Consider the following 22,843-nt stretch of genomic DNA (forward strand, 5'->3'; position numbering starts at 1 on the left):
GGTTACGGCACGTCACCCGATTGGCGGGTAACGCGGATGACGCGGGCACTTCGGTGAAATGATCGATTGATGAGGAGGGTCCGATGGGGTAGTGCAGATCCTTCGGAGCCTTGCCAAGCAGGCAAAGTGGCGACGGGAATGCGCCGGTCTCCGATTGCCCGGATGGTGAACGGCGTTCACCGGGAAGGCCGGGTGCCGAGCGCTGCCGGAGAGGGACGGTCGGGCATGGCCGGCCGACAAGGCGGGGAGCTCACCGCGCCGACCGGGGCACGACCGGGGCACGACCGGTGGCCGGCCGCACCGGGCGAGGCACCCTCCGCGGCAGCGACCATCGCCGGCACGGTCGGGGCCGCCCGCCGGCCCCCCTCTACCGGACCTGCCGCAGGACACCGTCGCTGCCGGACACCGTCCCCCGAGCCCCCTACCGGCCCAGCCACGCCGGGCAGGCCCAGCCGGCCGGAGCGGCCAACACGGCGGCCGCAACGGCCAACACGGCGGCCGCAACGGCCAACTCGCCGGAGAACCCCGGCGAGTTGGCCGGTCCGGCGGGCGAGTTGGCCGGTCCGGCCTCAGCACACCCGCCCGAATAAGCCAACAGCACCGGCTGACGCCAGGAATGAGTCATTCAAGACACCGGCGGCAGCCCGCAGCGACCCCCGACCACCCGCGAAGGACCACCCCAGCGATCGACTTCGCCGGAACCAGCGGGAACAGGGGCAACAACAGGGCGACACCAGCGCCAACCGGCCGCCCCTCGGACCGGCATTTCCGGAACAGCTCGGACACCGACCCCGGAAACAGCCGGGCACCGGCGGCCGCCGCCGCGCAGGCCGGCCCGCAGCCGTCCGGAAAGGACGTCCACAATAGACTCGAAGACGCCCATACCGGGAGGTCTCAGCGTCTTCACGTCACGACGCCCACTCCCACCCGGGTCCGCCGCCCGCCGATCCGGGCCGATGTTGTTCTTCACCCATTGAGGCGACGCCGACCCGCTTCCTGCTCCGATCCGGGCAATTACGCCGAACGGACCCGCCCCCGTTTACCCGCGAGTTGAATTCCCTTTCGGGCCGGTTGTGGATACACTTCGCGGCGAACGCTGCGCATTGTGCTGTCGCGTTCTCGAGCGCACATCCACACCGGAGGAGCACCCCAGTGGCCCAGAAAGTCTCCGTCGAGATCCTCGACGACATCGACGGCAGCACCGCCGCCCAGACCGTCCAGTTCAGCCTTGACGGCGTCACCTTCGAAATCGACCTTTCGGACCGGAACGCATCCGCCCTGCGCACCGAACTGGCCCGCTACATCGGGGCCGGCCGGCGCGTCGGCGGCCGCAAGGTGCGGGTGGCCACCGGCCAGTCGACCACCGCCTCCGATCGCGAGCGCAACCAGCGGATCCGGGCCTGGGCGAACGCGAACGGCTTCGACGTCTCCGAGCGGGGCCGCCTCTCCTCCGAAGTCGTCGCCGCCTACGAGTCGGCGAACGGCGACGAGGCGGAATCGTCCGCGCCGTCCCCGCGCAAGCGCGCTCCGCGCAGGAAAGCCGCCGCCTGACTCCCGATTACGGCCGGGCCGCGCGGCCCGGCTGAAGCCGCGGGAAAGAACAAGACTGTTTCTCGGCCGAATCGCCGTGCACCCTCGATGTCACCGATCACCGGATGACAAGGGGAGCTCAGGCGTGCCCGCCAAGAACGAAACCGATCGCGAACTCGACGTCGAACAGCAATATCTGACCACCCTGTACGCCGAAGCGGACACGCTGCGCGAACAGGCCTCCGCGCGGCTGGCCGCGGCGGATCCCGCCACCGCGCCGTTCTGGCGAGCGGAATTGCGCCGGCTGGAGGCCGCGGAAGACGGGCTGTGCTTCGGACGCCTCGACATGCAGGACGGCAGCCGCGTCCACGTCGGCCGGCTGGGCCTGTTCCGCGACGACGAGCCGCTGCTGCTCGACTGGCGCGCACCCGCGGCCCGGCCGTTCTACACCGCGACCATGGCCGACGACCACGGCGTGCGGCGCCGGCGGCGGATCACCACCCGCGGCCGGGTGGTCCTCGCCCTCGACGACGAACTGCTGGCCGCCGAGGCGGGCAGCGAAGTCCTGGTCGGTGAAGTCCTGGTCGGCGAAGGGGCGCTGATGGCGGCGCTGACCGCGCAGCGCACCGGGCGGATGCGCGACGTCGTCACCACGCTGCAGGCCGAGCAGGACCGGATCGTCCGCGACGACCACCCCGGCGTCCTGGTGGTGCAGGGCGGCCCGGGCACCGGCAAGACCGCCGTCGCGCTGCACCGCTTGGCCTACCTGCTCTACACCCGTCCGCACCTGCGCGGCCGCGGCGTCCTGGTCGTCGGCCCCAGCCGGGTCTTCCTGACCTACATCGGGCAGGTCCTGCCCGGCCTCGGCGAGCACGCCGTGGTGACGTCGACCGTTGCCGAACTCCACCCGGGCGTCCGGATCGGCCGGACGGACCCGCCCGGGACCGCCGTGGCAAAGGGCCGGGCCGAGATGGCCGGCCGGATCGCCGCCGCGGTGCGCGCCCGGGTACGCCCGCCCGCCGAGCCGGTCGAGATCGCGTTCGAGCAGGAAACGCTGGCGCTGGACCCGGATACCTGCCGCGAGGCCGTCGAAGCGGTGGCGGGCACGGGATTGCCGCACAACCCGGCGCGGCTCGTCTTCCAGCAGCGGATCGTCGCCTCGCTCGCGCAGGACCTGCTCGACCGCATGGAGAACGTCGTGTTCACCGACACCGGCGAGGCCCTCGACGGCGGCAGTGCCGACGGCCGGCTGAGCGCGGCCGACCTGCACGCCTTGGCCGCCGCCGGTGTCGTCGTCGATCCCGGTCAGGACGACGGCCCGCGGCGGCTGCTCGACGAGACCGACGCGGCCCGGCTGCGGGCCGCGCTGCTGGCCGACGCCGGGGTGGGCGCCGCGCTGGACGGGCTGTGGCCGCCGCTGACCGCGCCCGAGGTGGTCGCCGACCTGCTCGGCATCCCCGGCGACGTCTGGAGCCCGGCGGACGTGCCGCTGCTCGACGAGGCCGCGGCCGTGCTCGGCGACCTCGGCGGCGTGACGTTCGGGCACGTGGTCGTCGACGAGGCGCAGGAACTGTCCGAGATGGCCTGGCGGATGCTGCTGCGGCGGTGCCCCACCCGGTCGATGACCGTCGTCGGCGACCTCGCCCAGACCGGCGATCCGGCCGGTGCCACGTCGTGGGCGGGCCTCCGGCCCCCGGTATCCAGTTTACCGGGGGCCACCGACAGTTCCGGGACCGACGACGGTCTGCGGTCGCATGTGGACGGTCGCTGGCGGCTGGCGCAACTGACGGTGAACTACCGCACTCCCGCGGAAATCATGGCTGCCACCGTCCCGCTGTTCGCCGCCCATCACCCCGGTCTCCGGCCGCCTCGGTCCGTCCGGCGCGCGGGCGAACACCCGTGGCGCCGGCGCACCACGCTCGCGGAGCTGCCCGGTGTCCTCGCCGGCATCGCCGCCGCCCACCGGGACGGCCGCCTCGCGATCATCACCCCGGCGGCGCACCACGCCCGGATCACCGCGGCCGTGCCGGTGCGCACGCCGCCCGAGCTCACCGACCCCGTCGTGGTGCTGACGCCCGGGCAGGCGAAGGGCCTGGAGTTCGACGCCGTGATCGTCGTCGATCCGGCCGGGATCCTCGCCGGCCCGTTGGGGCACAACGATCTCTACGTCGCCATGACCCGCGCGACACGGCACCTCGGGATCGTGCACCCCGGCCCGCCGCCCGCCGTGCTGGCCGACGTCCGGGAACGCTCCCACTGACCGATTCGCTCTTGTGGTCCAGACCCCGGAAGCCCTACGGTCGAGCGGGTCCGGGTCGTCGCGGGGAGGAGCCTCGGATGTGGGGAACGGTTCTGGCGAGTGCACTTCTGCTGACCGGCGCCGCGCCCGCGGTGGCCGACGCCGCGCCCGCGGTGGCCGACGCCGGCTGGACGCCGGCCCCGATCGTCTGGACTGCCTGCCCCGCCGACCCGGACAACCCCACGCCGCCGGACGGCGAGTGCGGCACACTGCGGGTGCCGCTCGATTGGCGTTCTCCGCACGGGCCGTCGATCTCCCTCGCGGTGGCCCGGCACCGCGCCACGGATTCCGCGCACCGCCTCGGGGTGCTGCTGGCGGATTTCGGCGGCCCCGGCTCGTCGAATGCGGAACTCGCCGTGACGCCGAGCGTGTTCAGCCCGGAGGTCCGGGCCCGGTTCGACGTCGTGGGCTTCGACGTGCGCGGCACCGGCCGCAGCGAATTCATCGAATGCGACGATCCGGGCGGGGCGCCGAGCGACGAGCCGGCCGGGCCGGCCGAGTTCGCGGCGCTGCGGACCTACAGCGAGAAAAAGGTCTCCGCCTGCCGCGCCCGCAACCTCCCGGTCTTCGACCACGCCGACACCGGCGTCAACGCCCAGGACATGGACGCGGTCCGCCGCGCGCTGGGCGAAGCCCGGATCAGCTTCTTCGGCATCTCCTACGGCACGTTGCTCGGCCAGCAGTACGCCGAAAAGCACGGGGACCGGCTGCGGGCGCTGGTGCTCGACAGCTCCATCGACCACAGCGCCGGCCTCGGGCGGTTCCTCGGCGACCGGGCCGCCGCCGCGGACGACGCGTTCCGCCAGTTCGCCGCGTGGTGCGACCGGACGACGACCTGCGCGTTGCACGGCCAGGACGTCTTCGCCGTCTGGGAGAAAGCCCTCGCGATGACCGCGGGAGTACCACGGGCGCAGAGCGAACTGCGCGACCGGGTGCTGAAGGACATGTACCGCCCGGTTTGGGACGACCTGGGCCAGGCGATCGCCGAAGCCGCCGCCGGCAATCCGCCGATGACCGCCCAGTTCTCCTACAACTACGACTCCATCCGGCTGGCCGTCGTCTGCCAGGACTTCGATCTCCGGATCCGGAGTTTCGCGCAGTACTCGGTGCTGCACGCCGAAGAGCTGCGCCGCGGACCGCTCATGCGCGGCAGCACGTTGGGCCACGGCGAAGCGATGGCGTGCCTGGGCGTCCAGGGCCCGCCGTCGAACCCGCCGCACCGGCTGAGCATCCCGCGAGCGCCGCGGATCCTCCTGCTGAACTCCCGCCACGACCCGGCGACCCCGTACGCCTGGGCCCTCGCGATCCACCGCCAGGCCCCGGCGAACACGACGTTGCTGACGTACGAGGGTTCGGGCCACGGGGTCTTCGACAGGAACACCTGCACCCGGTCGGCCGTGGACCGCTACCTGCTGGCGCCGGCGGTACCGGAGCACGACTTCAGCTGCCCGGCCTGACCGCTACCGGTATTCGGGTGCCTCCGGGCCGGGTGCCGTCGTCCACACCCGACACTGCCACCGGAAGTGTGACAGGGCAGTCCGGTCACCAGCGGTAGTTGCGGCGCAGCGCCCGCTTCACCACTTTCCCGGTCGCATTGCGCGGCAGCTCGTCGACGAACACGACGTCCCGCGGCACCGCGAACCGCGCCAGCCGCTCGCGCACGTGCGAGCGCACGGTGTCCGCGTCCAGCTGCGCGCCCGGCACCAGCACCAGATAAGCCGCCAGGCGCTGGCCGTACTTGGCGTCGCGGACGCCGACCACCGCCGCCTCGCGGACCTCCGGCAGGCTCAGCAGGACTTCCTCCACCGGGGCCGGGGCCACGTTCTCACCGCCGGACACGATCATCTCGTCTTCGCGGCCCTGGACGAACAGCAGGCCGTTCGCGTCGACGTACCCGAGGTCGCCGGTGTCCATCAGGCCGTCGCGGACGTCCAGCTGCTCCCCCTCCGTGTACCCGTCGAACAGCAGGCGGTTACCCACGTAGAGGCGGCCCGTCGCGCCGGGCGGAACCGGGTCGCCCGCTCGGTCGAGGACGCGGATCGCGGTGCCGATCGGGGGGCGGCCCGCCGTTCCGCGGGCCGCGCGGAGGTCGTGCGGTCCGGCGATCGCCGCCCAGGACACCTCCGTCGAGCCGTACAGGTTGTAGAGGATGTCGCCGAACGCGTCCATGAACTCCTCGCCCAGCCGGCCCGGCAGGCCCGCGCCGGAGCTGGCGACCACGCGCAGCGAGGACAGGTCGTAGCGGGCCCGCGTCTTCTCCGGCAGGTCCAGCAGCCGCCGCAGCATCGTCGGTACCGCGAACAACGCCGTGCACCGCTGCCGTTCGATCATCGACAGGGTCGCTTCCGGGTCGAACCGCCGGGGCAGCACCAGACCCGCCCGCAGCGCCATGCCGAGCTGGAGCGCGGCGAGACCCCAGGTGTGGAACAGCGGGGCGGCGACCAGGATCGGTTCCCCGGCCCGCAGCGGGATCTCCGACAGCACCGCGGCGGCGTCCGCGACGTTGTTCGGCGTCGGGCGGCGCGCGCCCTTCGGCGGGCCGGACGTGCCCGAGGTGAGCACGACGAGCCGGCCGGGCTTGGCCGGCGGGGCGATCCGGGCGGGTGACTGCGCGTCGATCAGTTCTTCGATCGTCGACCCGTGCCACCCGTTGCCGGGCGGCCACGTCCACAGCTGGGGGATGTCGGGCGGCAGCTGCCCGCGCAGGGCGGCGAACTCGGCGTCGGCGAGCACGAGCTGGGAGCCGTGCCGCAGGGCGAACTCGGCGGCCTGCCCCAGTGCCAGCCCGGTGTTCATCAGGGCCACGTCCGCACCGAGCTTGCTGCAGGCGATCATCGTCTCGACCATCGCGTTGTGGTTGCGGCACATCAGGAGTACCCGCGACCCCTCCGTGATGTCGTAGCGCTTCAGCACCCCGGCCAGCCGGGTGGTGCGGTCGTCGACCTCGCCGAAGGTCCGCTCGGATCGCTCGTCGCACAACGCGAGGGACTCCGGCGCGCGGCGCGCCACCGCCTCGTAGCCACCGGCCAGGGTCGAGCCCCAGCGGCCCACCGACCTCAGCTGCCGCAGCGTCCCGGTGGGCTGGGCCGGGGTGAGGACGCCGGCCTTGACGAGGATCCGCACCAACTCCCGCTTCGACGGGCGGGGCGGCAGCGAATCCGCCGCGGGGACACCGCCGAGGTGGTCGCTGACCGCCGCGACCGCGTCCAGGATCCGCTGCCGGATCCGCGGGACCGCGGGCGACCGGCCGTCGAGCAGGGTGAGCAGGATGGTGATCGCGCAGCCTTCGGACACCGGGCGCAGCACGACGGACATCCGGTGCTGCCGGCCGGACCAGGCCAGGTGCTCGTCCCGGCGGTGGACGAAGATCTCGGCCTCGCCTTCGCCGCCGGCGCGGTACCGGTAGCGGGCGCCCCGGCCGGTCGCCTCGGAAACCGGCTCGCACGAGGTGATCCCGCGGACGAACCGCGGGTAGAGCTGCGGACTGCCCACGATCGTCCACACCGCCGCGGGGGTGTGCGGCACCGTGACGGTGATCTCGAGGAGTTCCGGCTCCATCAGGACACGACGGGAGGTATCGCCGGCACGGTGGTCATGACTCGGCTTTCTCCCTTTTGTCGATCCGGGGGTTCGGCCTTTCGGCCGGTACGCCGAGCATCCGTTTGCGCCGACGGTCGTGTCAACACACGGTCCCACGATTCGATGTATTCAATCGCGAAGGGCGCGCAAAAACCAGCGAACTGCGGAACGCTTCACGCGTTTCTCACGCGGCGCGGATCACCACGGCGGCGGGCCGGTGCTGCCCCGGACCACCAGCGACACCGGAACCCGTTCGAGCGTCGCCGCCCGGATCCCCGACCTGACCTCGCCGAGCACCGTCCGCACCACCTGGCTGCCCAGTTCGGCGAACGACTGCCGGACTGTGGTCAACGGCGGCCAGAAGCTTGCGGCTTCGGCCATGTCGTCGAACCCGACGACGCTGACTTCGCCCGGCACCGAACGGCCGGATTCGTGCACCGCCCGCAACAGGCCCAGCGCCATCTGGTCGTTGGCCGCGAAGACCGCGGTGACCGCCGGGTCGTGGGCCAGCACCCGGCCGAGCGTGTAGCCCGATTCCGCCGTCCAGTCCCCGACCACCGGCACCGGCGCCGCGCGGTCGAACCGTGTCAGCGTCCGCCGCCAGGCCCGTTCCCGGTGTTCGGCGGCGAAGGAATCCATCGGGCCCGCGATGTGCCAGACGGTTTCGTGACCGAGCTTGAGCAGGTGCTCGGTCGCGAGCACCGCACCCTGCGCCTGATCGGTGTCCACCGTCGGATACCCGGCGCGGGCGTTCGAATCGACGACCACCACCGGGATGTCCTGCGGGAAAACGATGCCCGGCCAATCCAGGTCGTATTCCTCGACCAGGACGACCAAACCGTCGACGTCGTGGTTCCGCAGTTCCCGGAAGGCGTCGATGACCGCGTGGCGGGTCGGTTTGCCCAGCGGCATGAGCTTGATCGCGTACCCCTCGGCCGCGGCCGCCCGCGCGATGCCGTCGAGCGTCCGGCTGTTGCCGAGCGTGGCCAGTGTCGAGATGAGCACGCCGATCGAGCGCGCCGGGTCCGGCAGCACGACGGCCGTGCCACCACAGGGATCCCCTGTCGTCTGCTTCTGCACGCTGCCCACCCCTCTCCGAGAACTCACCCGACGGCCTTGTTACGTCGAGGTCACCACAGCGACCGGAAATGTTCACCTTGACGTCGGCAACACCACCGTTCGCGACGCTCGTCAACCAACCGCCATCCCCTGGCGGAAATGGCTCCCACCTGGGCACCTGTCCCGCCCAAGATCCCGGCGAGCGACGACCGATCCGGGCGCGTGGTGAACAAGGTCACTAAGCGACCGCTCAGTAACAAGCGGGCCCCGGCAGCGACTACGGAGGTCTTGAATGACTCATTCAGGACCTCGGAGGTCCTGAATGAGTCATTCAAGACCTCGGGGCCGGGCGCCGGTCAGGCGGATTCCCGCACCACGAGCGTGGTACCCAGCACGACGCGCCGTGGCTGCCGGGCCGTCCCCCCGATCGCCGCGAGCAGCTCCCCGGCCGACCGGGCGCCGAGCGCCTCGACCGGCTGGCTCACCGTCGTCAGGGGCGGATCGGTGGTGCGCGAGATCGGCAGGTTGTCGAAGCCGATGACCGCGACGTCGTCGGGAACCCGGCGGCCGGCGCGGCGGAGGGCGCGCAGCACGCCCACCGCCATCACGTCGGAGGCCACGAACACCGCGTCCAGGCCGGGCCTGCGGTCGAGCAGCTGCCGCATCGCGTGTTCGCCGGACGCCTGCCCGAAATCGCCGTGGGCCACCGATCCCGGGTCGACGACGCCCGATCCGGAGATGGCGGCGACGTAACCGGCGAGCCGGTCCCGCCCCGGCGCCATGTCCTTCGGGCCGGCGACGGTCGCGATCCGCTGCCGCCCGGTGGCCTGGAGGTGCCGCACGGCCGCCTCCGCGCCCCCGCGGTTGTCGACGTCCACGTAGGTGTACCGGGCGGGGTCGGGGACCATCGGCCGGCCGGCGCTGACGACCGGGAAGTCCGCCCGGGACAACGCCGTCGTGTACCGCGCGTGCGTGCTCACGAACAGGGCCCCGTCGACGTGGCCGCCGCCCAGGTACCGGAAGGTGGTGGCCTGGGCCGCCGCCTGCATCATCAGCACCACGACCTGCACACCCGCCGCGGTGAACTCCCGGTTGATCCCGTTCATGATGCGGCCGAAGAACGGGTCGGAGAACAGCCGCAGGCCGTCTTCGCACAGCACGACGGCGACCGTGCCCGTCCGCTGCCCCTCCTCCGCGCGGGCCCGCTGCCGGACGTAGCCGAGGGCGCGCACGGCCTGTTCGACCTGGCGCCGGGTCTGGTCGCGCACCTGCGGGAATCCGTTGAGCACCCGCGACGCCGTCGCCGACGAGACGCCGGCGGCGCGGGCCACGTCGGCCAGGGTGGGCCGCGGATCGGAAAAGTCGAGAACGGTCATGGTCACCTCCGTGGGGACAGCACGTACCGGGAGCGCAACTTCCGCCGGGAAACCGCGACGCGGCACGGACCCAATTCCCGGAGAGCCGAGCTGAGTGTTAACGCTAACATTTCCGGGAAAGCGATCCGGGCCACCGATCGGGTTTCGGTGGTCTCCGCGTTCACCACGGGCTAACGGGGGTCGGCGCGACGAGGGCCGGGGTACCGGTTCTTGATCACATCCGCACATCCTTGGGCGAGAGTGGTTCGAACGGGTGAGCCGCGGCCACCACCGGCACATCCGGTGATCTTTTGACCGCCTGCTCGGCAGCATTGATGTTGGAACCACCCGACCCAATGTGTCAACCGGATGAACAAAATTGCCCGAAAAGTCGTGACTCCTCGTCGAATACCGTCGAATAAGTTCAGCTCTTGTCGTTTCGGTGGTGACCGGGTACATCTCGGGTGTGGCGACACAGCGTCCGGCGGCGCGGCCGGGGAACCACGAACGGGTCGTCGAGCTCCTGCGCACCCGCGGCCCCCTGACCCGCGCGGACATCGCCCGCTTGCTGGACGTGTCGCGGGCGACGGTGTCGAACGTCGTCGGCGCCCTGTACCAGGACGGCCTGATCGTGGAGAGCGGCAGCCCGGACCCCGGCGGGCCGCCGAAACAGGGCCGGCCGGGCACCCTGCTCACGCTCAACCCCGCTGCCGGCGCGGTCGTCGGCATCGACTTCGGGCACACGCACATCCGCGTGATCGTCGCCGATCTGGCGCACACGGTGCTCACCGAGCTGCTCCGCCCGCTCGATCGCGACCACGACGCCCGCGACTCGCTGCGGATCGCGGCCGCGCTGGCGCGGGACGCGCTCGCCGCGGCGGGTGTCAAGGCCGGCAAGGTGATCGGCGTGGGCGCCGGGCTGCCCGGCCCGGTCAACACGCTGACCGGCACGGTCGGCTCGTCGAGCATCGCGCCGAGCTGGGTCGGACTGCGCCCGGCCGAGGAACTCGGCGCCCTGCTCGGCCTGCCGGTGATCGTCGACAACGTCGGCAACCTCGGCGCGCTGGCCGAAGTGACCTGGGGTGCGGGCCGGGGCGCCCAGGTCGCCGTCTACATCAAGCTCGGCACCGGCGTCGGCGCCGGGTTCGTGCTGGGCGGCAGGCTGTTCCGCGGCTCCTGCGGCACGGCGGCGGAGTTCGGGCACATGACCGTCGACCCGACCGGGCGGATCTGCCGCTGCGGCAACCGGGGCTGCCTCGAAACCTACGTCAGCCTGCCGGCGCTGCTGGACCAGCTGCGGGCCCGCCACGGCACCGGACTGGCGCCCGGCGACCTGATCCGGCACGCCGTCGCGGGCGACCGCGCCTGCGTCCGGGTCCTGACCGACGCGGGACACCGTCTCGGCACCGCCATCGCCGTCCTGGGCAACCTGGTCAACCCGGACCGGGTGATCATCGGCGGGGAACTGGCCGCCGCCTACGAAATCCTCCTCCCACCGCTGCGCAGCGCCCTCCTGCGCGACGCGCTCCCCTTCGCCGGCGCGCAGGTGACCGTCTGCAAAGGACAGCTGGGGGACCGCGCGGTCGCGCTCGGCTCGGTCGTGACGGTCCTGCACGCCACCGCCCGGCTCGCCGACCGCGCCCGCGCCGTGGCGGCGGCCTCGCGCTGAAAGTTTCACCCTTCGCACTGGGCCGCCCGGGTGGTGCGGTGGCCCGCCGGACACGCGGTCACCGCAAGCCCTGGCGCAGGTCCCGGCGGGTTGCCCGGGTTCCCGTGCCGTCGCTTCACGTCCGCCGCGGGCTGGACAAGCACCGCGGCGAGCGGCCACGTTCTCCTCACGACCGCAACGGTTTCGACAGGAGTCAGCCGAATGGGAAACGCCGCACCCGGCCGGGGCCGGATCCTGGCCTGCGCACTGGCGGTCACCGCCTCGGCCGTGCTGCCGGCGGCGCCCGCCGCCGCGGCCGCCCCGATCTCGGCGCCGCCGATGGGGTGGGCGTCGTGGAACACGTTCGCGGCGAAGATCACCGCGAGCGTGATCAGGGCGCAGGCGGACGCCCTGGTGTCGTCGGGCATGCGGGACGCCGGCTACACCTACGTCAACATCGACGAGGGCTGGTGGCAGGGCACGCGCGACGCGTCGGGGAACATCACGGTCGACACCGCCGAGTGGCCGGGCGGTATGAAGGCCATCGCGGACTACCTGCACGGCAAGGGCCTCAAGGCGGGCATCTACACGGACGCGGGCAAGAACGGCTGCGGCTACTACTACCCGACCGGCCGCCCGGCCGCGCCGAACAGCGGCAGCGAGGGGCACTACGACCAGGACTTCCTGCAGTTTTCCCGCTGGGGCTTCGACTACGTCAAGGTCGACTGGTGCGGCGGCAGCGCCGAGCACCTCGACCAGGCCCGCACGTACCAGTCGATCAGCGCGGCCATCGACCGGGCGACCGCGCAGACCGGGCGCCCGATGGTCCTGTCGGTGTGCGAATGGGGCAGCGGGGCGCCGTGGAACTGGGCGCCCGCCATCTCGAACCTGTGGCGCACCAGCCAGGACATCATCTACTACGGCCAGCAGGCGTCGATGAGCCGCGTCCTGGCGAACTTCGACGCGGCCCAGCACCCGTCGGCACAGACCCCGGGGCACTACAACGACCCCGACATGCTGGTCGTCGGCATGCCCGGCTTCGGCGGCGCGCAGAACCGCACGCACCTGGCGCTGTGGGCGGTGTCCGGAGCGCCGTTGCTGGCGGGAAACAACCTGGCGACGATGTCCGCCGACACCAAGGCGGTGCTGACCAACCGCGAGGTGATCGCGATCGACCAGGACCCGCTGGGCAGGCAGGGAACGGTGGTGGCGGACGACCGGGCCGGGCACCAGGTGTACAGCAAGGTGCTCTCGGGCACCGGCCGCCGGGCGGTGGTCCTGCTCAACCGGGGCGGCTCGACGGCGACGATCACCGCCGGCTGGGCCGCGCTGGGGTTGAGCGGGCCGGCGCAGGTGCGTGACGTGTGGGCGGCCCGCTCGGCGGGGACGTACACCGGCAGCTATTCGGCTTCCGTCCCGGCCGGGCAGGCGGCGCTGCTCACGGTGACCGCGGGGTGACGTGCCGGTCTTGCCGGCCATCTTCCGCCCATGGGCGGCAGGTGTTCCTCGCGCGGGGCCGGGTAATCAGGCCCCCGGCATGTTCAGCGGCAGCTGTTCGGCCGCGATACCAGCCGTGTTCCACGCACCGGCGGCAAGTTTCCTCCACACGGCCGGTAACCGGCCCCGGCACGTTCAGCGGCAGCTGATCGGCCGCGACACCACGGCTCACTGTGCCGCCACCGCGGTGCCTTCGGCCTGATCGCGCGGCTCCTCGGCGGTGAGCGTGGAACGGGTGAACTCCCAGTCCGGGCGCAGGCCCGGGACGGCGGCCGGTTTCAGCTGCTCCTCGAGCATCGACTCGGCGCCCGTGACGGACAGGCCCGGGTGCAGCTTCACCAGCAGGTCGATGTGCAGCAGGCGCAGCGCCTGGAACTTCCGGTTGACCAGCCTCAGCTGTTGCCGCTGCTGGTGGTGCTCGACGAACTGCTCGCCCTGTGCGGTGACCGAACCTTCCCAGTAGTCTGCCTCCTCGCGCAGCTTGTCGTGGGCGTGCTGGAGCTGCATGTACTCCCGCAGGACCTGACTGAGGACGATCTTCGTCTTCTCGAGCTCGGCACGGACAGCGCGGACGGCGGACGGCTCATCCGTGCTTGCCGGCACCTCACCCACCTCCACACCGCCGGCCAGCATGGCCGTCACGTCGGCGATGATCGCTTCGGTGGTCGCCCGCGTGTGCCGGGCCCACAACGGCAAATGAACCGGCCCGGCGAAGTCCGGGGCCGGGCGCTCCCTGCCGTCGGCCTTGCAGAACAGTCCCGCCGCGGCCGCCCGGACCGGCTGCAGGTACTGCGGCGGCACTTGCAACCGCAGGAACTCCTCGATCCGATGCCACGGCGGACGCCGGACGGCGGCCTTGCCAAGCCATTTCGCGGTCGAGTTCGGCAGCTTGTCCGCCGGCCGTCCGGCAGCCCAGTGTTCCGGGTCGCGCGCGGCGGCGACGGCCAGCCGCCGGTGCAGCGTGGTCAGCCGCCCGTGCTCATCGGCCAGGACGACCAGCAGGAACAGGATCAGCATCCGGTCCGCGACGCCGAGGACGCGATGGTTGGTGAACGCATCGGTGTGCGGCAGCCTGCTCAACGCGGACTGGCCTCGCTTGCGGTTCGAGCAGTCCGCACGCACCAGGGGAAACCCGGCGACCGGGTTCGTCATGACACTTTCCTCGCACTCCAGGGTCATGCTCCCCCAGGCCGGATCCCCATTTTCCGCGCCCCTCGCCCGGCTGCGATCAAGGAGAGATTCAATTATGGATCTTCGCCGCGGTGGAACGGCACACGTCCGGCTCGCGAAGAGCCGTGACCCCAGGTGGTCGCCCCGCCGGAAGGACAACCGTATCCAGTGAATTGAGACAAGATACTCCCCCGAGGCGACTACCGCACGTAGCCCCCGCCGAACAGGAACAGAAATCCATTGCCGATCTTCGGACGGCCACTTGCCGGTCACTTGCCGCGCCGCGCAGCCGATATAGTCCGGAGCGGCGACAGGACACCCGGACGGCGCTCGGCCGGACCAGGGGTGAAATGCGGAAACGGCCGGGCGGCCGGAGATCCCTTTGCCCAGGGCGCTCCAGTGCCCGGCCCTCGATTCCCACCCGCCGGACGAGCATCGAGTTGACGTCGGACGACACGGAGATCCACATCTGGCGACGCGGACTCGAATCTAGGGCCCCCGATGTCCGCCTGACCAGACGCCGTCCGGGGCACCGGACAGGGCTCGAATGCCACAGTCTGTCACCTTTTTGACCCAAGTGGACCTGACCAGCGAAAACCCCGCCCGGCGGCGCCGGGGCACATAAAACGGCACGTGATCCACATCACGGCGCCGCCGCGGTAGGTTTCCGCCGGTTTTCCAGCCGTTACGGGCCGGACAGATCCGGACACCTTCCTGCTTGTGCAGGACCCGATTCTTCGTGTTCGATCAACACAACTCAGAACGCCGCCGGAATGTGCGCAGAGCCGTCGAAACCGCGTTGCCCCGCGGACGGTCATGGCGCCTTCCCGTCGGCGTGCTCACCCGCACTGACACATCGAGATTGGGCAGATCATGACCTCCTGGGTCCCGCCAAACCCGTTCCTCGGCGCGCCCCGCCGGCGCTGCCGCACGCTGGGCCTGCACCAACCACTGCTCACCCTGGCTGCGATGACGTTCGCGGCACTGCTCATGGTCCGCGGGCTGGACCCGGGCAGCGCGGTGGCGCTGAGCCTGACCGTGCTCGCCGCCGCACGTGAGCAGAACCACCCGGCTCGTCACCTCGCCCGGCCGGGGCGGCGCCGGTGACGTCGATGGCCACGCCGGGCCCCGCGCTGCGGGCCCTCCACGAGGCGATGGCGTCGTTTCCAGTCGACAGCAACCTGTTCGCGGTCATCTCCACCATGCCCGACGTACAACCCAGCGTGTTGCAGGCCGCGTGCGACCCCACGTCGCCACGGCTGCTCGCCTGGCCCGTCTACCGCGGCATCGTGCAGGCCTGCGGCGCCGGTGAAGCCGAAGCCAAGGTTGTGTTCGCCCGGTTCCTGGCGGCCAAGGCCGAACAGGACGACGGCGACGGCGTCCTCGACCCGCCGGCCCGCGGCCGGCTCGACCTCGCCTCGGTTGCGCACCCCACGGCCGTCGCCCCGCCGCCGGAGCCGGCCGATCCGCCGACGGTCCCACGGTTGCGCCTGCCGGCGCGGCTCACCCGGCGGCCCCGGGCCGAACCGCCGCCGCCACGGCTGCGGCAGATCACCAGCCGGTCGGACTTCGCCCGCTACCTCAAGGCCCTCGTCGAAGAAACCGGGCTGACCTACCGGGCGATCGAGGACCACACCCGCAAGCTGGACCACAAGGCCGTTTCCTGCCGGAGCACCCTGTCGGAAAACCTGCGCAACCACAAACCGCCGACCAGCGAAGCGGTCGTCGCCACACTGCTGGCGGTGCTCTACGCCGAACTGGCCGGCACCACCGCAGGCGACGAGCGGGTCCGCCGGCGCACGGCCGAGACCCTGCAGGTGTGGCGCCATGTCGTGCACCCGCCACCCGGTGCGCCGGTGCTCGCCGCCCGCGCCGGCTACGACCCGCTCGTCCACACCGCGCTCGCCACCCTCGCGCGCGCCGAGCAGACCGCCCGCGACATCGGCAGTCCCGACGCCCCCGGGCTCGCCCACGCCCGGCGCATCCTGCTGGAGCTGCTGACTTGATCACCCGTGGGTGGCGCGGCGGGCGCCACCCACGGGACGGCTCAGTTGACCCGGCGCACCGTCCAGAACTGGTCCGGCGTGTCGATCTCCTTCCAGGAAACCGCCTTCGCCAGGTTCGACGGCGACCCGTTCGTGATCGTGACGAACCGGCCGCTGCCCACGTTCTTGATCAGCGTCCGGTCCCCGCTCGACACCAGCGTCCACACCTGCTGCGCGTTACCCGGGTCGACGGCGGTCTGGGTGATCGTCTCGCTGTCCGCCGGGGTGCGTGTCGGTCAGTGCCAGGCCCGACTTCGCGTTCACGATCCGGTAGCCGCCGTTCGCCGCGGCGAAGTGCCGCGCTCGTCCGGGCCGCGATGCCGTGAGCGCTTTCCTCGCCCAGGCAACCGATCTCGTCGGGTCCGGGCACGCCCGGATCGGGGAAAGCTGCCGGCCGCGGTCTCCCCGGCCCGCAGCGGGCGATCGCGTGAACCGGCAGCACCGCCGTCCCGGGGCTAGGCTGGGCCCGCCTGACCGGTCAGAGGAGTTCGCCACCGCTTGCCGCCTCCTGAAAGGGTCCCCGCCATGCAGGTGCCTCACGAAACTTCGGCCGCGGGCGGGGTGAACCGGCGCCGGGTGCTCGCCGGCCTCGCCGGTTCCGTTGCCTCCGCGGGGCTGCTCGCCCCCGCGGCAGCCGCAGCACCGACCGGGCGACCCGAACGGGACCGCCGCGTCGAAGCCTTGCTCCAGCAGATGACCCTCGCCGAGAAGATCGGCCAGCTCCAGCTCCTCGGCGACGAAACCGCCGCCCGCGCGGCCCTGGCCGGCGGCCGGCTCGGCGGGGTCTTCTCCGTCGTCGGTGCCGCGAAACTCAATGCCCTGCAACGCATCGCCGTCGAGCAGACCCGGCTCAAGATCCCGCTCATCTTCGGCCTCGACGTCATCCACGGCTACACCACCAACTTCCCGATCCCGCTCGCCCAGGGCGCGAGTTTCGACCCCGCCGTCGCGGGGACCGACGCCGCCGTCTCGGCCAAGGAAGCGCGCAGCAGCGGGATCCACTGGACCTACGCGCCGATGATGGACGTCACCCACGAGCCGCGGTGGGGCCGGATTGCCGAAGGGTACGGCGAAGACCCCTACCTGGCGACGCAGTTCGCCGTCGCCAAGGTGCGGGGCTACCAGGGGAACGACTACTCCGCGCCGGACCGGGTTGCCGCCTGTGCCAAGCACTTCGTCGCCTACGGCGGGGCCGAAGGCGGGCGTGACTACAACACCGTGGACGTCTCGCTGCAACGCCTGCACAACCTCTACCTGCCGCCGTTCAAGGCCAGCGTCGAAGCGGGCGTCGCCACCGTGATGGCGAGCTTCAACACCGTCAGCGGCATACCGGCCCACGGCAACGGTTACGTCCTGCACGACGTCCTCAAGGGCGCCTACGGCTTCCGCGGCTTCGTCGTCAGCGACTACACCGGTATCGAGGAACTGATCCTGCACGGCCTGGCCGGCGACGGCGCCGACGCCGCGGCGGCCGCGCTCCCGGCCGGTGTCGACATGGAGATGGTCAGCACGAACTACGCGCGCTTCGCCGAACGGCTGCTGGCCGAGCGCCGGATCACCCGCGACCAGCTCGACGACGCCGTCCGCCGGATCCTGCTCGTCAAGGTCCGGCTCGGCCTGTTCGAACGCCCCTACGTCGACGAAGCGGCCGAAGTGAAAGCGCCTTCACCGGCCGCGCTCGCCGCGTCGCGGCAGGCGGCCGCGCGGTGCATGGTGCTGCTCAAGAACGACGGACCGGTGCTGCCGCTGGCGAAAACCGCCGGCTCGATCGCCGTCGTCGGACCGCTCGGCGCGGCGACCTACGACCTCAACGGCACCTGGGCCGGCCTGGGCACCGGCGCCGGGACGACGCCGCCGGTGACCGTCGTCGACGGGATCAAGGCCGCGGCCCCCGGCGCCACCGTGAGCTACACCCCCGGCTGCACGGTCGACGGGACGGACACCGGCGGGTTCGCCGCCGCGCAGCAGGCGGCGCGCGCCGCCGACGTCACGGTCGTGGTGGTCGGCGAAACCGCCGCGATGAGCGGGGAAGCGGCGGCGCGCAGCGTCATCGACCTTCCCGGCGTGCAGCAGCAACTGGTGGCCGCGATCAAGGAGACCGGGAAGCCGTTCGTGGTCGTGCTCGTCAACGGCCGCCCGCTGACGATCCCGTACCTGCACGAGAACGCCCCCGCCATCCTCGAGGCGTGGGCGCCGGGTGTGCAGGGCGGCCACGCGATCGCGGACGTCCTCTTCGGCGTGGTGAACCCGGGCGGCAAGCTGCCGGTGAGCTTCCCGCGCGCGGTCGGCCAGATCCCGATCTACTACAACCACGAGAACACCGGACGCCCCGCCGATCCGGCCAACAAGTACACGTCCAAGTACCTGGACCTGGCGAGCGGGCCGCTCTACGAGTTCGGCCACGGCCTGTCCTACACCACGTTCCGCGTCGACGGCCTGCGGCTTTCGGGCACGCGGCTGCCGGCGCGCGGCGGCCGGATCGACGTCGGCGCCACCGTCACCAACACCGGCGGCCGGGCCGGCGACGAGGTCGTCCAGCTCTACCTGCGCGACCCGGTCGCGAGCATCGTCCAGCCGGTGCGGCGGCTTCCGGCGGGTGACGCTGGCCGCGGGCGCGTCGACGACGGTGTCGTTCACCCTCACCCCGGACGACGTCGGGTTCTACGACAACACCGCCCGGTTCCGCGTCGAGCCGGGCACGATCGAGGTCTACGTCGGCACCAGCTCGGCGGCCACGCTGTCGGCGAGCTTCACCGTGACCTGAACCTACCCACCGTCTCGATTCAAGCGCCCCAAGGCGGCCTTGGTTGCGTCTCACGCACCCAAGGCGGCCTTCGGTGCGTCTGACGCACCGAAGGCCACATTGGGGCGCTCGGGTGGTGAGCACCGGCGAATCTGCGGCGCGCAACGTCAGCTGCACCGTGGTCTGAACCCGCTCAGCCGACGGCGGAAGCGCGGGTCCGCAAGCGCTTTCCCCACTCCCGCCGCACGTACGGCAGGCCGTTGAGGTGCACCACCGGCACGGACCCGTCACGCCACGCCGTCGCCCCGAGGACGATCCGGTCGGTGCCGGCGTGCGGCCCCCACGGCGGTGCGCCCGGGCCGTGGCGATCGGCACTGCGCCACACCGCACGCTGGTGCGGGACCAGCACGGCGCGATCGCGGTCGGCCGTCAGCTCCAGCTCCGAGCGGCCGGTCACCGTCAGCGGCGGCGCCCCCGTCCGGACGTACTCGCCGTGCACGGCTTCCGTCTCGACGGCGAGCCCGAGCGCGCCACCGGCCGCGTCGGTGCGGCCGAGCCCGTCGAACAGCTCGCGGAGCAGCCGATAACGCTCTTCGCGCAGCTCTTCGCCGCGGTTGTCCAGCCACACCACCCCGCGGCCGGCGGCGGGGTCGACGACGAGCTTCGCCCACATCCCGCCGAAGAACCCCTCGTGGCCGATCTGGCGGATGCCCTGCACGGGGGGCGAAAGCGAGCAGCCGAGCCCGTAGCGCAGGTCGACGTCCAGCCGCGGATCCGCGTGCGGGAGGTGCATCTGCGCGAGCTCGGCCCGGGCGCGGAGGTGGTGCGCCCCGAGCCGGGCCAGGTCGAGTGCGGTCGCGTAGCACAGCGACGACGGCTCGTGCTTGGCCCCGGCCTTGGCGCCGTGGTCGACGCGCAGCCCGGCCTCGCCGGGCAGGTGGTGCTGGGCGAGCGGGAAGGTCATCGCCACCGCCGGGTCGTGGGTGCTGTGCACCATGCCGAGCGGGTCGAACACACGCTGCCGGACGATCTCGGCGAAGGGCAGGCCGGTCACCTCCTGCGCGACGAGCCCGGCCAGGCTGACGCCCAGGTTGCTGAACCCGTAGAACTCGCCCGCCCGCGCCAGCACGGGCGTCCGGGCGTAGTCGTGGCGCACCGAAGCCGCGAGCCCGCCGGGATCCCGGCTCAGCCCGTCGTGCAGCACGGCGTCCGGGAGCAGCCCGGACCGGTGGCTCAGCAGGTGGCGCAGCGTGGTGCCGTCGCTGCCGGTCCCGGTGCGGCGGCGCAGGCCGCCCAGGGAGCCGTCGATGGGCGCGTCGAGGTCGAGGACGCCGTCGGCGGCGAGGGACACGATCATCGTGGCGGTGACGAACTTCGCGACCGAATAGATCCGGAACACGGTGTCCGGGGTCATCGCGTGCTGCGTCTCGGCGCTGGTCACCCCGTCGGCGACGGCGACGTCGGGCCCGGCGGCGGTGAAGGTGCACACGACGACGCCGGGGACGTCGTGTTTCCGGCGGAACCGCCGCAACGCGCGGCGGACGACTTCGGTCACGGGACCACCCCTCAGTGCACGGCGAACAGGGAACCGCGCCCGTTTCTTGAGCGCCGAGTGCGAAGTCAGCTGGTCGCGACCAGCGTCACCCCGAGGCCGACGAGCGCGGTGCCCGTCACCCGGTCGAGGGCCTTGCGGGGACCGCTGCGGCGCATCAGGCCGGACAGCCGGGCGGTGAGCAGCACGAACAGCGCCCACCACACGACGCCGAGGGCGATGTCGAGCGTGCCCAGCACGAGCACCTGCGCGGCGGCCGGGCCCGCCGGGTCGAGGAACTGCGGCAGGACGCTGACGAAGAACAGCGCCGCCTTCGGGTTGAGGACGTTGGCGAGGAAGGCCTGGCGGAACACTCGCACCGGACGGAGCTCGGTCTCCGTCTCCTCGGGCGGCGGCTCGGCCTCCTGGTCACCCCGGCGCCGCCACGACTGCCACAGCGCCTGGGCCCCGAGGAAGACCAGGTAGGCGGCACCGACGAGCTTGAGGACGGTGAACGCGACCGGGCTGTGCAGCAGTGCGGTGGACACCCCCAGCGCGGCGGCGGCCATGTGCACGCACAGGCCGCACTGCACCCCGGCCGCGGCGAGGAACCCGTAGCGCCAGGCCCGGGCGGAGGCACGGAGGACGACCATCCAGTCCGGGCCGGGCACGATGTAGGCCACCATGACGACCCCGGCGAACGCCAGCAACACCCCGGTGCTCATGTTCCACCCTCCCCCGGTATCGAACTCGATACGTTCCGTAATCGGTTACCCACCTTCGCGGATCTCAATCCCGGTTTCGGCGAGCGGGAACCGGTAGCGCACCTCCGGGTCGTGCGCGCCGCCGAGGTCGGCGCTCTCGAACAGCGTCGAGACCTCGGGGGTGCCGCCGTGGTGGCGGGCGAGCTTGCGGATCAGCATGATGACCGCCCGGTTGCCGGGGTTGACGGTCGTTTCGAACCAGCGGGCGCCGGCGCGCCTGGCGCGGCCGGCCACCTCGGTCATCATCGCGAAGGCCAACCCGGGCCGGGTCAGCGCCGGATCGACCGCCGACTGCCAGGCGAAGTAGGTGTCCGGATCCCGCGGCGGCCGGTAGCCGGTCACGAACCCGGCGAGCCGGTCTTCGTCCAGGGCGACGACGGACGTCGCGGCGAAGTCGCGGCACCAGATCAGGTAGGCGTAGAGCGAGTTGACGTCGAGCGGCGGAGACCGCACGACGAGGTCGTGGATCGCGGCCGCGTCGGCGATCGTGGGCGGGCGCAGCCGGATGCCGGGCAGCGCCGGGGTGCGGATGTCGTGCGTGGTGGACATGGGGGGTCACCTCTTCGAATTCGGGCTTGGTCAACGACCGCCGAGGCGGACGGTCATCCGCGTCGCCAGGCCGACCAGGGCGTGTTCGGTGTTCCAGCGGACCGCCCGGTCCAGGCCGGTCGCCAGGCTGCCCTCATGGGGTGCGTCGAGTTCGCGCTTGAGCTGCGCCAGCACCGCGCCGGGCTGGGCTCGCACGCGGCCCGAAAACGCCGTCAGCTCGCTCGTCCCGCCGTTGACCAGGCCGATCCGCTCGGCCCGCGCCGCGCCGATCCGGCCGCCGCCGAGGACCAGCTCGCGGACCAGGCCCTCGCCGAGCAGGCGGGGCAGGCGCTGGAGGCCGCCGAGGTCCGCGACCAGCCCCAGCTCGGCTTCCGGCAGCGAAAACCAGGCCCGGGCCGAGGCGTAGCGGACGTCGCACGCGCAGACCAGCTCCAGGGCCGCCCCGGTGCACTCGCCGTCGATGTCCGCGATCACCGCGCGGCGGCTGCGGGCAAGCGCGGTGATCGTGGCCTGCAGGCGCCGCGCGTCGGTGGCGAGCACGTCCCCGCCGCGGCGGGCCGCCCGGCGCAACCGGGTGACGTACCAGCGCAGGTCGAGGCCGCGGGAGAACACCGCACCGTGCCCACCCAGGACGATGCTGCCCGGCCGGTCGGTGGCCTCGGCGAGGTCCAGGAGCTCGGCCAGCTCGGTCCAGAACGTGCCGCCGAGCACGTTGCCCGCGCCGGTCCCCCGGATCGTCACTCGCAGGTCGCCGCCCGGCGGCCAGGTGACGTCCAGGGTTCGCCACTCCTGCGCGGCCGGGTCGGCCGGCACCTCGAGCGCGACGCTCACCGGACGCCCGCCCGGTCGACGATCGCGGCCAGGTCGCCGACGCGTTCGAGCGTGTCGAGGTCCTCGTCCTCGACCACGCAGCCGAACCGTTCTTCCAGCTCCGAAAGCAGATCGACCACCTGCGCCGAGTTCAGCCCGAGGTCGTCTTCGAGCCGGGATTCCGCGGTGATCCCCGCGGGCGGTGTCCCGTCGAGATGGCGGGCGAGCAGGTCCGCCACCTCCGCAATGGATCCAGTCATGTCG

The 22,843-nt window shown here is 72.2% G+C and carries 18 protein-coding genes and 1 pseudogene; 9 read left to right on the plus strand and 10 right to left on the minus strand.

Features of this window, described 5'->3' with window-relative positions:
- Positions 1-1,152 precede the first annotated feature (1,152 nt).
- The 3 genes from ACLJQF_RS03645 (at position 1,153) to ACLJQF_RS03655 (ending at position 5,286) form a co-directional block, all read left to right on the plus strand.
- Complete coding sequence (locus ACLJQF_RS03645; RefSeq protein ID WP_410606759.1) at positions 1,153-1,551, plus strand: histone-like nucleoid-structuring protein Lsr2; 399 nt, start codon at positions 1,153-1,155, stop codon at positions 1,549-1,551.
- Between the two features lie 124 nt (positions 1,552-1,675).
- Entirely contained in the window at positions 1,676-3,790 is a 2,115-nt protein-coding gene (locus ACLJQF_RS03650; RefSeq protein WP_410606760.1) for a HelD family protein, read from the plus strand.
- Between the two features lie 77 nt (positions 3,791-3,867).
- Positions 3,868-5,286: an alpha/beta hydrolase gene (locus tag ACLJQF_RS03655; protein WP_410606761.1), complete on the plus strand. Its 1,419-nt coding sequence runs from the start codon at positions 3,868-3,870 to the stop codon at positions 5,284-5,286.
- Between the two features lie 85 nt (positions 5,287-5,371).
- Here the strand turns inward: ACLJQF_RS03655 and ACLJQF_RS03660 are convergent, their stop codons facing one another.
- From ACLJQF_RS03660 to ACLJQF_RS03670, 3 genes are all read right to left on the minus strand, one after another.
- Positions 5,372-7,387 (minus strand): AMP-binding protein, encoded by a 2,016-nt coding sequence (locus tag ACLJQF_RS03660; RefSeq protein WP_410606762.1) that lies wholly within the window; start codon positions 7,385-7,387, stop codon positions 5,372-5,374.
- 219 nt (positions 7,388-7,606) lie between these two features.
- A complete protein-coding gene (locus tag ACLJQF_RS03665; RefSeq protein WP_410606763.1) occupies positions 7,607-8,488 on the minus strand; it encodes a substrate-binding domain-containing protein in 882 nt (293 codons plus the stop codon).
- Positions 8,489-8,823: 335 nt separating this feature from the next.
- Positions 8,824-9,843 carry a LacI family DNA-binding transcriptional regulator gene (locus ACLJQF_RS03670; protein ID WP_410606764.1) on the minus strand — a complete coding sequence of 340 codons (1,020 nt, stop codon included), beginning with the start codon at positions 9,841-9,843 and terminating at the stop codon, positions 8,824-8,826.
- Positions 9,844-10,267: 424 nt separating this feature from the next.
- Between ACLJQF_RS03670 and ACLJQF_RS03675 the strand changes: the two genes are divergently transcribed.
- Together ACLJQF_RS03675 and ACLJQF_RS03680 are read left to right on the plus strand one after the other, a co-directional pair.
- Positions 10,268-11,491 carry an ROK family protein gene (locus ACLJQF_RS03675; protein ID WP_410606765.1) on the plus strand — a complete coding sequence of 408 codons (1,224 nt, stop codon included), beginning with the start codon at positions 10,268-10,270 and terminating at the stop codon, positions 11,489-11,491.
- Between the two features lie 201 nt (positions 11,492-11,692).
- Positions 11,693-12,928: a glycoside hydrolase family 27 protein gene (locus ACLJQF_RS03680; RefSeq protein ID WP_410606766.1), complete on the plus strand. Its 1,236-nt coding sequence runs from the start codon at positions 11,693-11,695 to the stop codon at positions 12,926-12,928.
- A gap of 207 nt (positions 12,929-13,135) precedes the next feature.
- Here the strand turns inward: ACLJQF_RS03680 and ACLJQF_RS03685 are convergent, their stop codons facing one another.
- A complete protein-coding gene (locus ACLJQF_RS03685; protein ID WP_410606767.1) occupies positions 13,136-14,119 on the minus strand; it encodes a hypothetical protein in 984 nt (327 codons plus the stop codon).
- 891 nt (positions 14,120-15,010) lie between these two features.
- Between ACLJQF_RS03685 and ACLJQF_RS03690 the strand changes: the two genes are divergently transcribed.
- Together ACLJQF_RS03690 and ACLJQF_RS03695 are read left to right on the plus strand one after the other, a co-directional pair.
- Entirely contained in the window at positions 15,011-15,244 is a 234-nt protein-coding gene (locus ACLJQF_RS03690) for a hypothetical protein (protein WP_410606768.1), read from the plus strand.
- Between the two features lie 5 nt (positions 15,245-15,249).
- The gene (locus tag ACLJQF_RS03695; RefSeq protein WP_410606769.1) at positions 15,250-16,143 is read left to right on the plus strand and encodes a hypothetical protein; all 894 of its coding nucleotides are present in this window, start codon (positions 15,250-15,252) and stop codon (positions 16,141-16,143) included.
- 41 nt (positions 16,144-16,184) lie between these two features.
- Here the strand turns inward: ACLJQF_RS03695 and ACLJQF_RS03700 are convergent, their stop codons facing one another.
- A complete protein-coding gene (locus ACLJQF_RS03700) occupies positions 16,185-16,349 on the minus strand; it encodes an RICIN domain-containing protein (protein ID WP_410606770.1) in 165 nt (54 codons plus the stop codon).
- 526 nt (positions 16,350-16,875) lie between these two features.
- On the opposite strand from ACLJQF_RS03700, the pseudogene ACLJQF_RS03705 reads away from it, so the two are divergent.
- Both ACLJQF_RS03705 and ACLJQF_RS03710 read left to right on the plus strand, forming a co-directional pair.
- Positions 16,876-18,537, plus strand: a pseudogene (locus ACLJQF_RS03705) (glycoside hydrolase family 3 N-terminal domain-containing protein); the annotation flags it as partial.
- A gap of 271 nt (positions 18,538-18,808) precedes the next feature.
- On the plus strand, positions 18,809-18,946 hold the full coding sequence (locus tag ACLJQF_RS03710) for a fibronectin type III-like domain-contianing protein (protein WP_410606827.1): 138 nt from the start codon (positions 18,809-18,811) through the stop codon (positions 18,944-18,946).
- Between the two features lie 172 nt (positions 18,947-19,118).
- Here ACLJQF_RS03710 and ACLJQF_RS03715 read toward each other — a convergent pair whose 3' ends face one another.
- The 5 genes from ACLJQF_RS03715 to ACLJQF_RS03735 form a co-directional block, all read right to left on the minus strand.
- Positions 19,119-20,480 carry a serine hydrolase domain-containing protein gene (locus tag ACLJQF_RS03715; protein ID WP_410606771.1) on the minus strand — a complete coding sequence of 454 codons (1,362 nt, stop codon included), beginning with the start codon at positions 20,478-20,480 and terminating at the stop codon, positions 19,119-19,121.
- 65 nt (positions 20,481-20,545) lie between these two features.
- Positions 20,546-21,181, minus strand: coding sequence for a LysE family translocator (locus ACLJQF_RS03720; RefSeq protein ID WP_410606772.1), 636 nt, complete (start codon positions 21,179-21,181; stop codon positions 20,546-20,548).
- Between the two features lie 45 nt (positions 21,182-21,226).
- Positions 21,227-21,769: a diaminobutyrate acetyltransferase gene (ectA, locus tag ACLJQF_RS03725; protein WP_410606773.1), complete on the minus strand. Its 543-nt coding sequence runs from the start codon at positions 21,767-21,769 to the stop codon at positions 21,227-21,229.
- Between the two features lie 30 nt (positions 21,770-21,799).
- The gene (locus ACLJQF_RS03730; RefSeq protein ID WP_410606774.1) at positions 21,800-22,600 is read right to left on the minus strand and encodes an enoyl-CoA hydratase-related protein; all 801 of its coding nucleotides are present in this window, start codon (positions 22,598-22,600) and stop codon (positions 21,800-21,802) included.
- On the minus strand, positions 22,597-22,839 hold the full coding sequence (locus ACLJQF_RS03735) for an acyl carrier protein (RefSeq protein ID WP_410606775.1): 243 nt from the start codon (positions 22,837-22,839) through the stop codon (positions 22,597-22,599). The genes ACLJQF_RS03730 and ACLJQF_RS03735 overlap by 4 nt, the downstream gene beginning before the upstream one ends.
- Between the last annotated feature and the right edge of the window lie 4 nt (positions 22,840-22,843).

It is taken from the genome of Amycolatopsis sp. lyj-109 (assembly GCF_046548995.1).
Lineage (GTDB): Bacteria > Actinomycetota > Actinomycetes > Mycobacteriales > Pseudonocardiaceae > Amycolatopsis.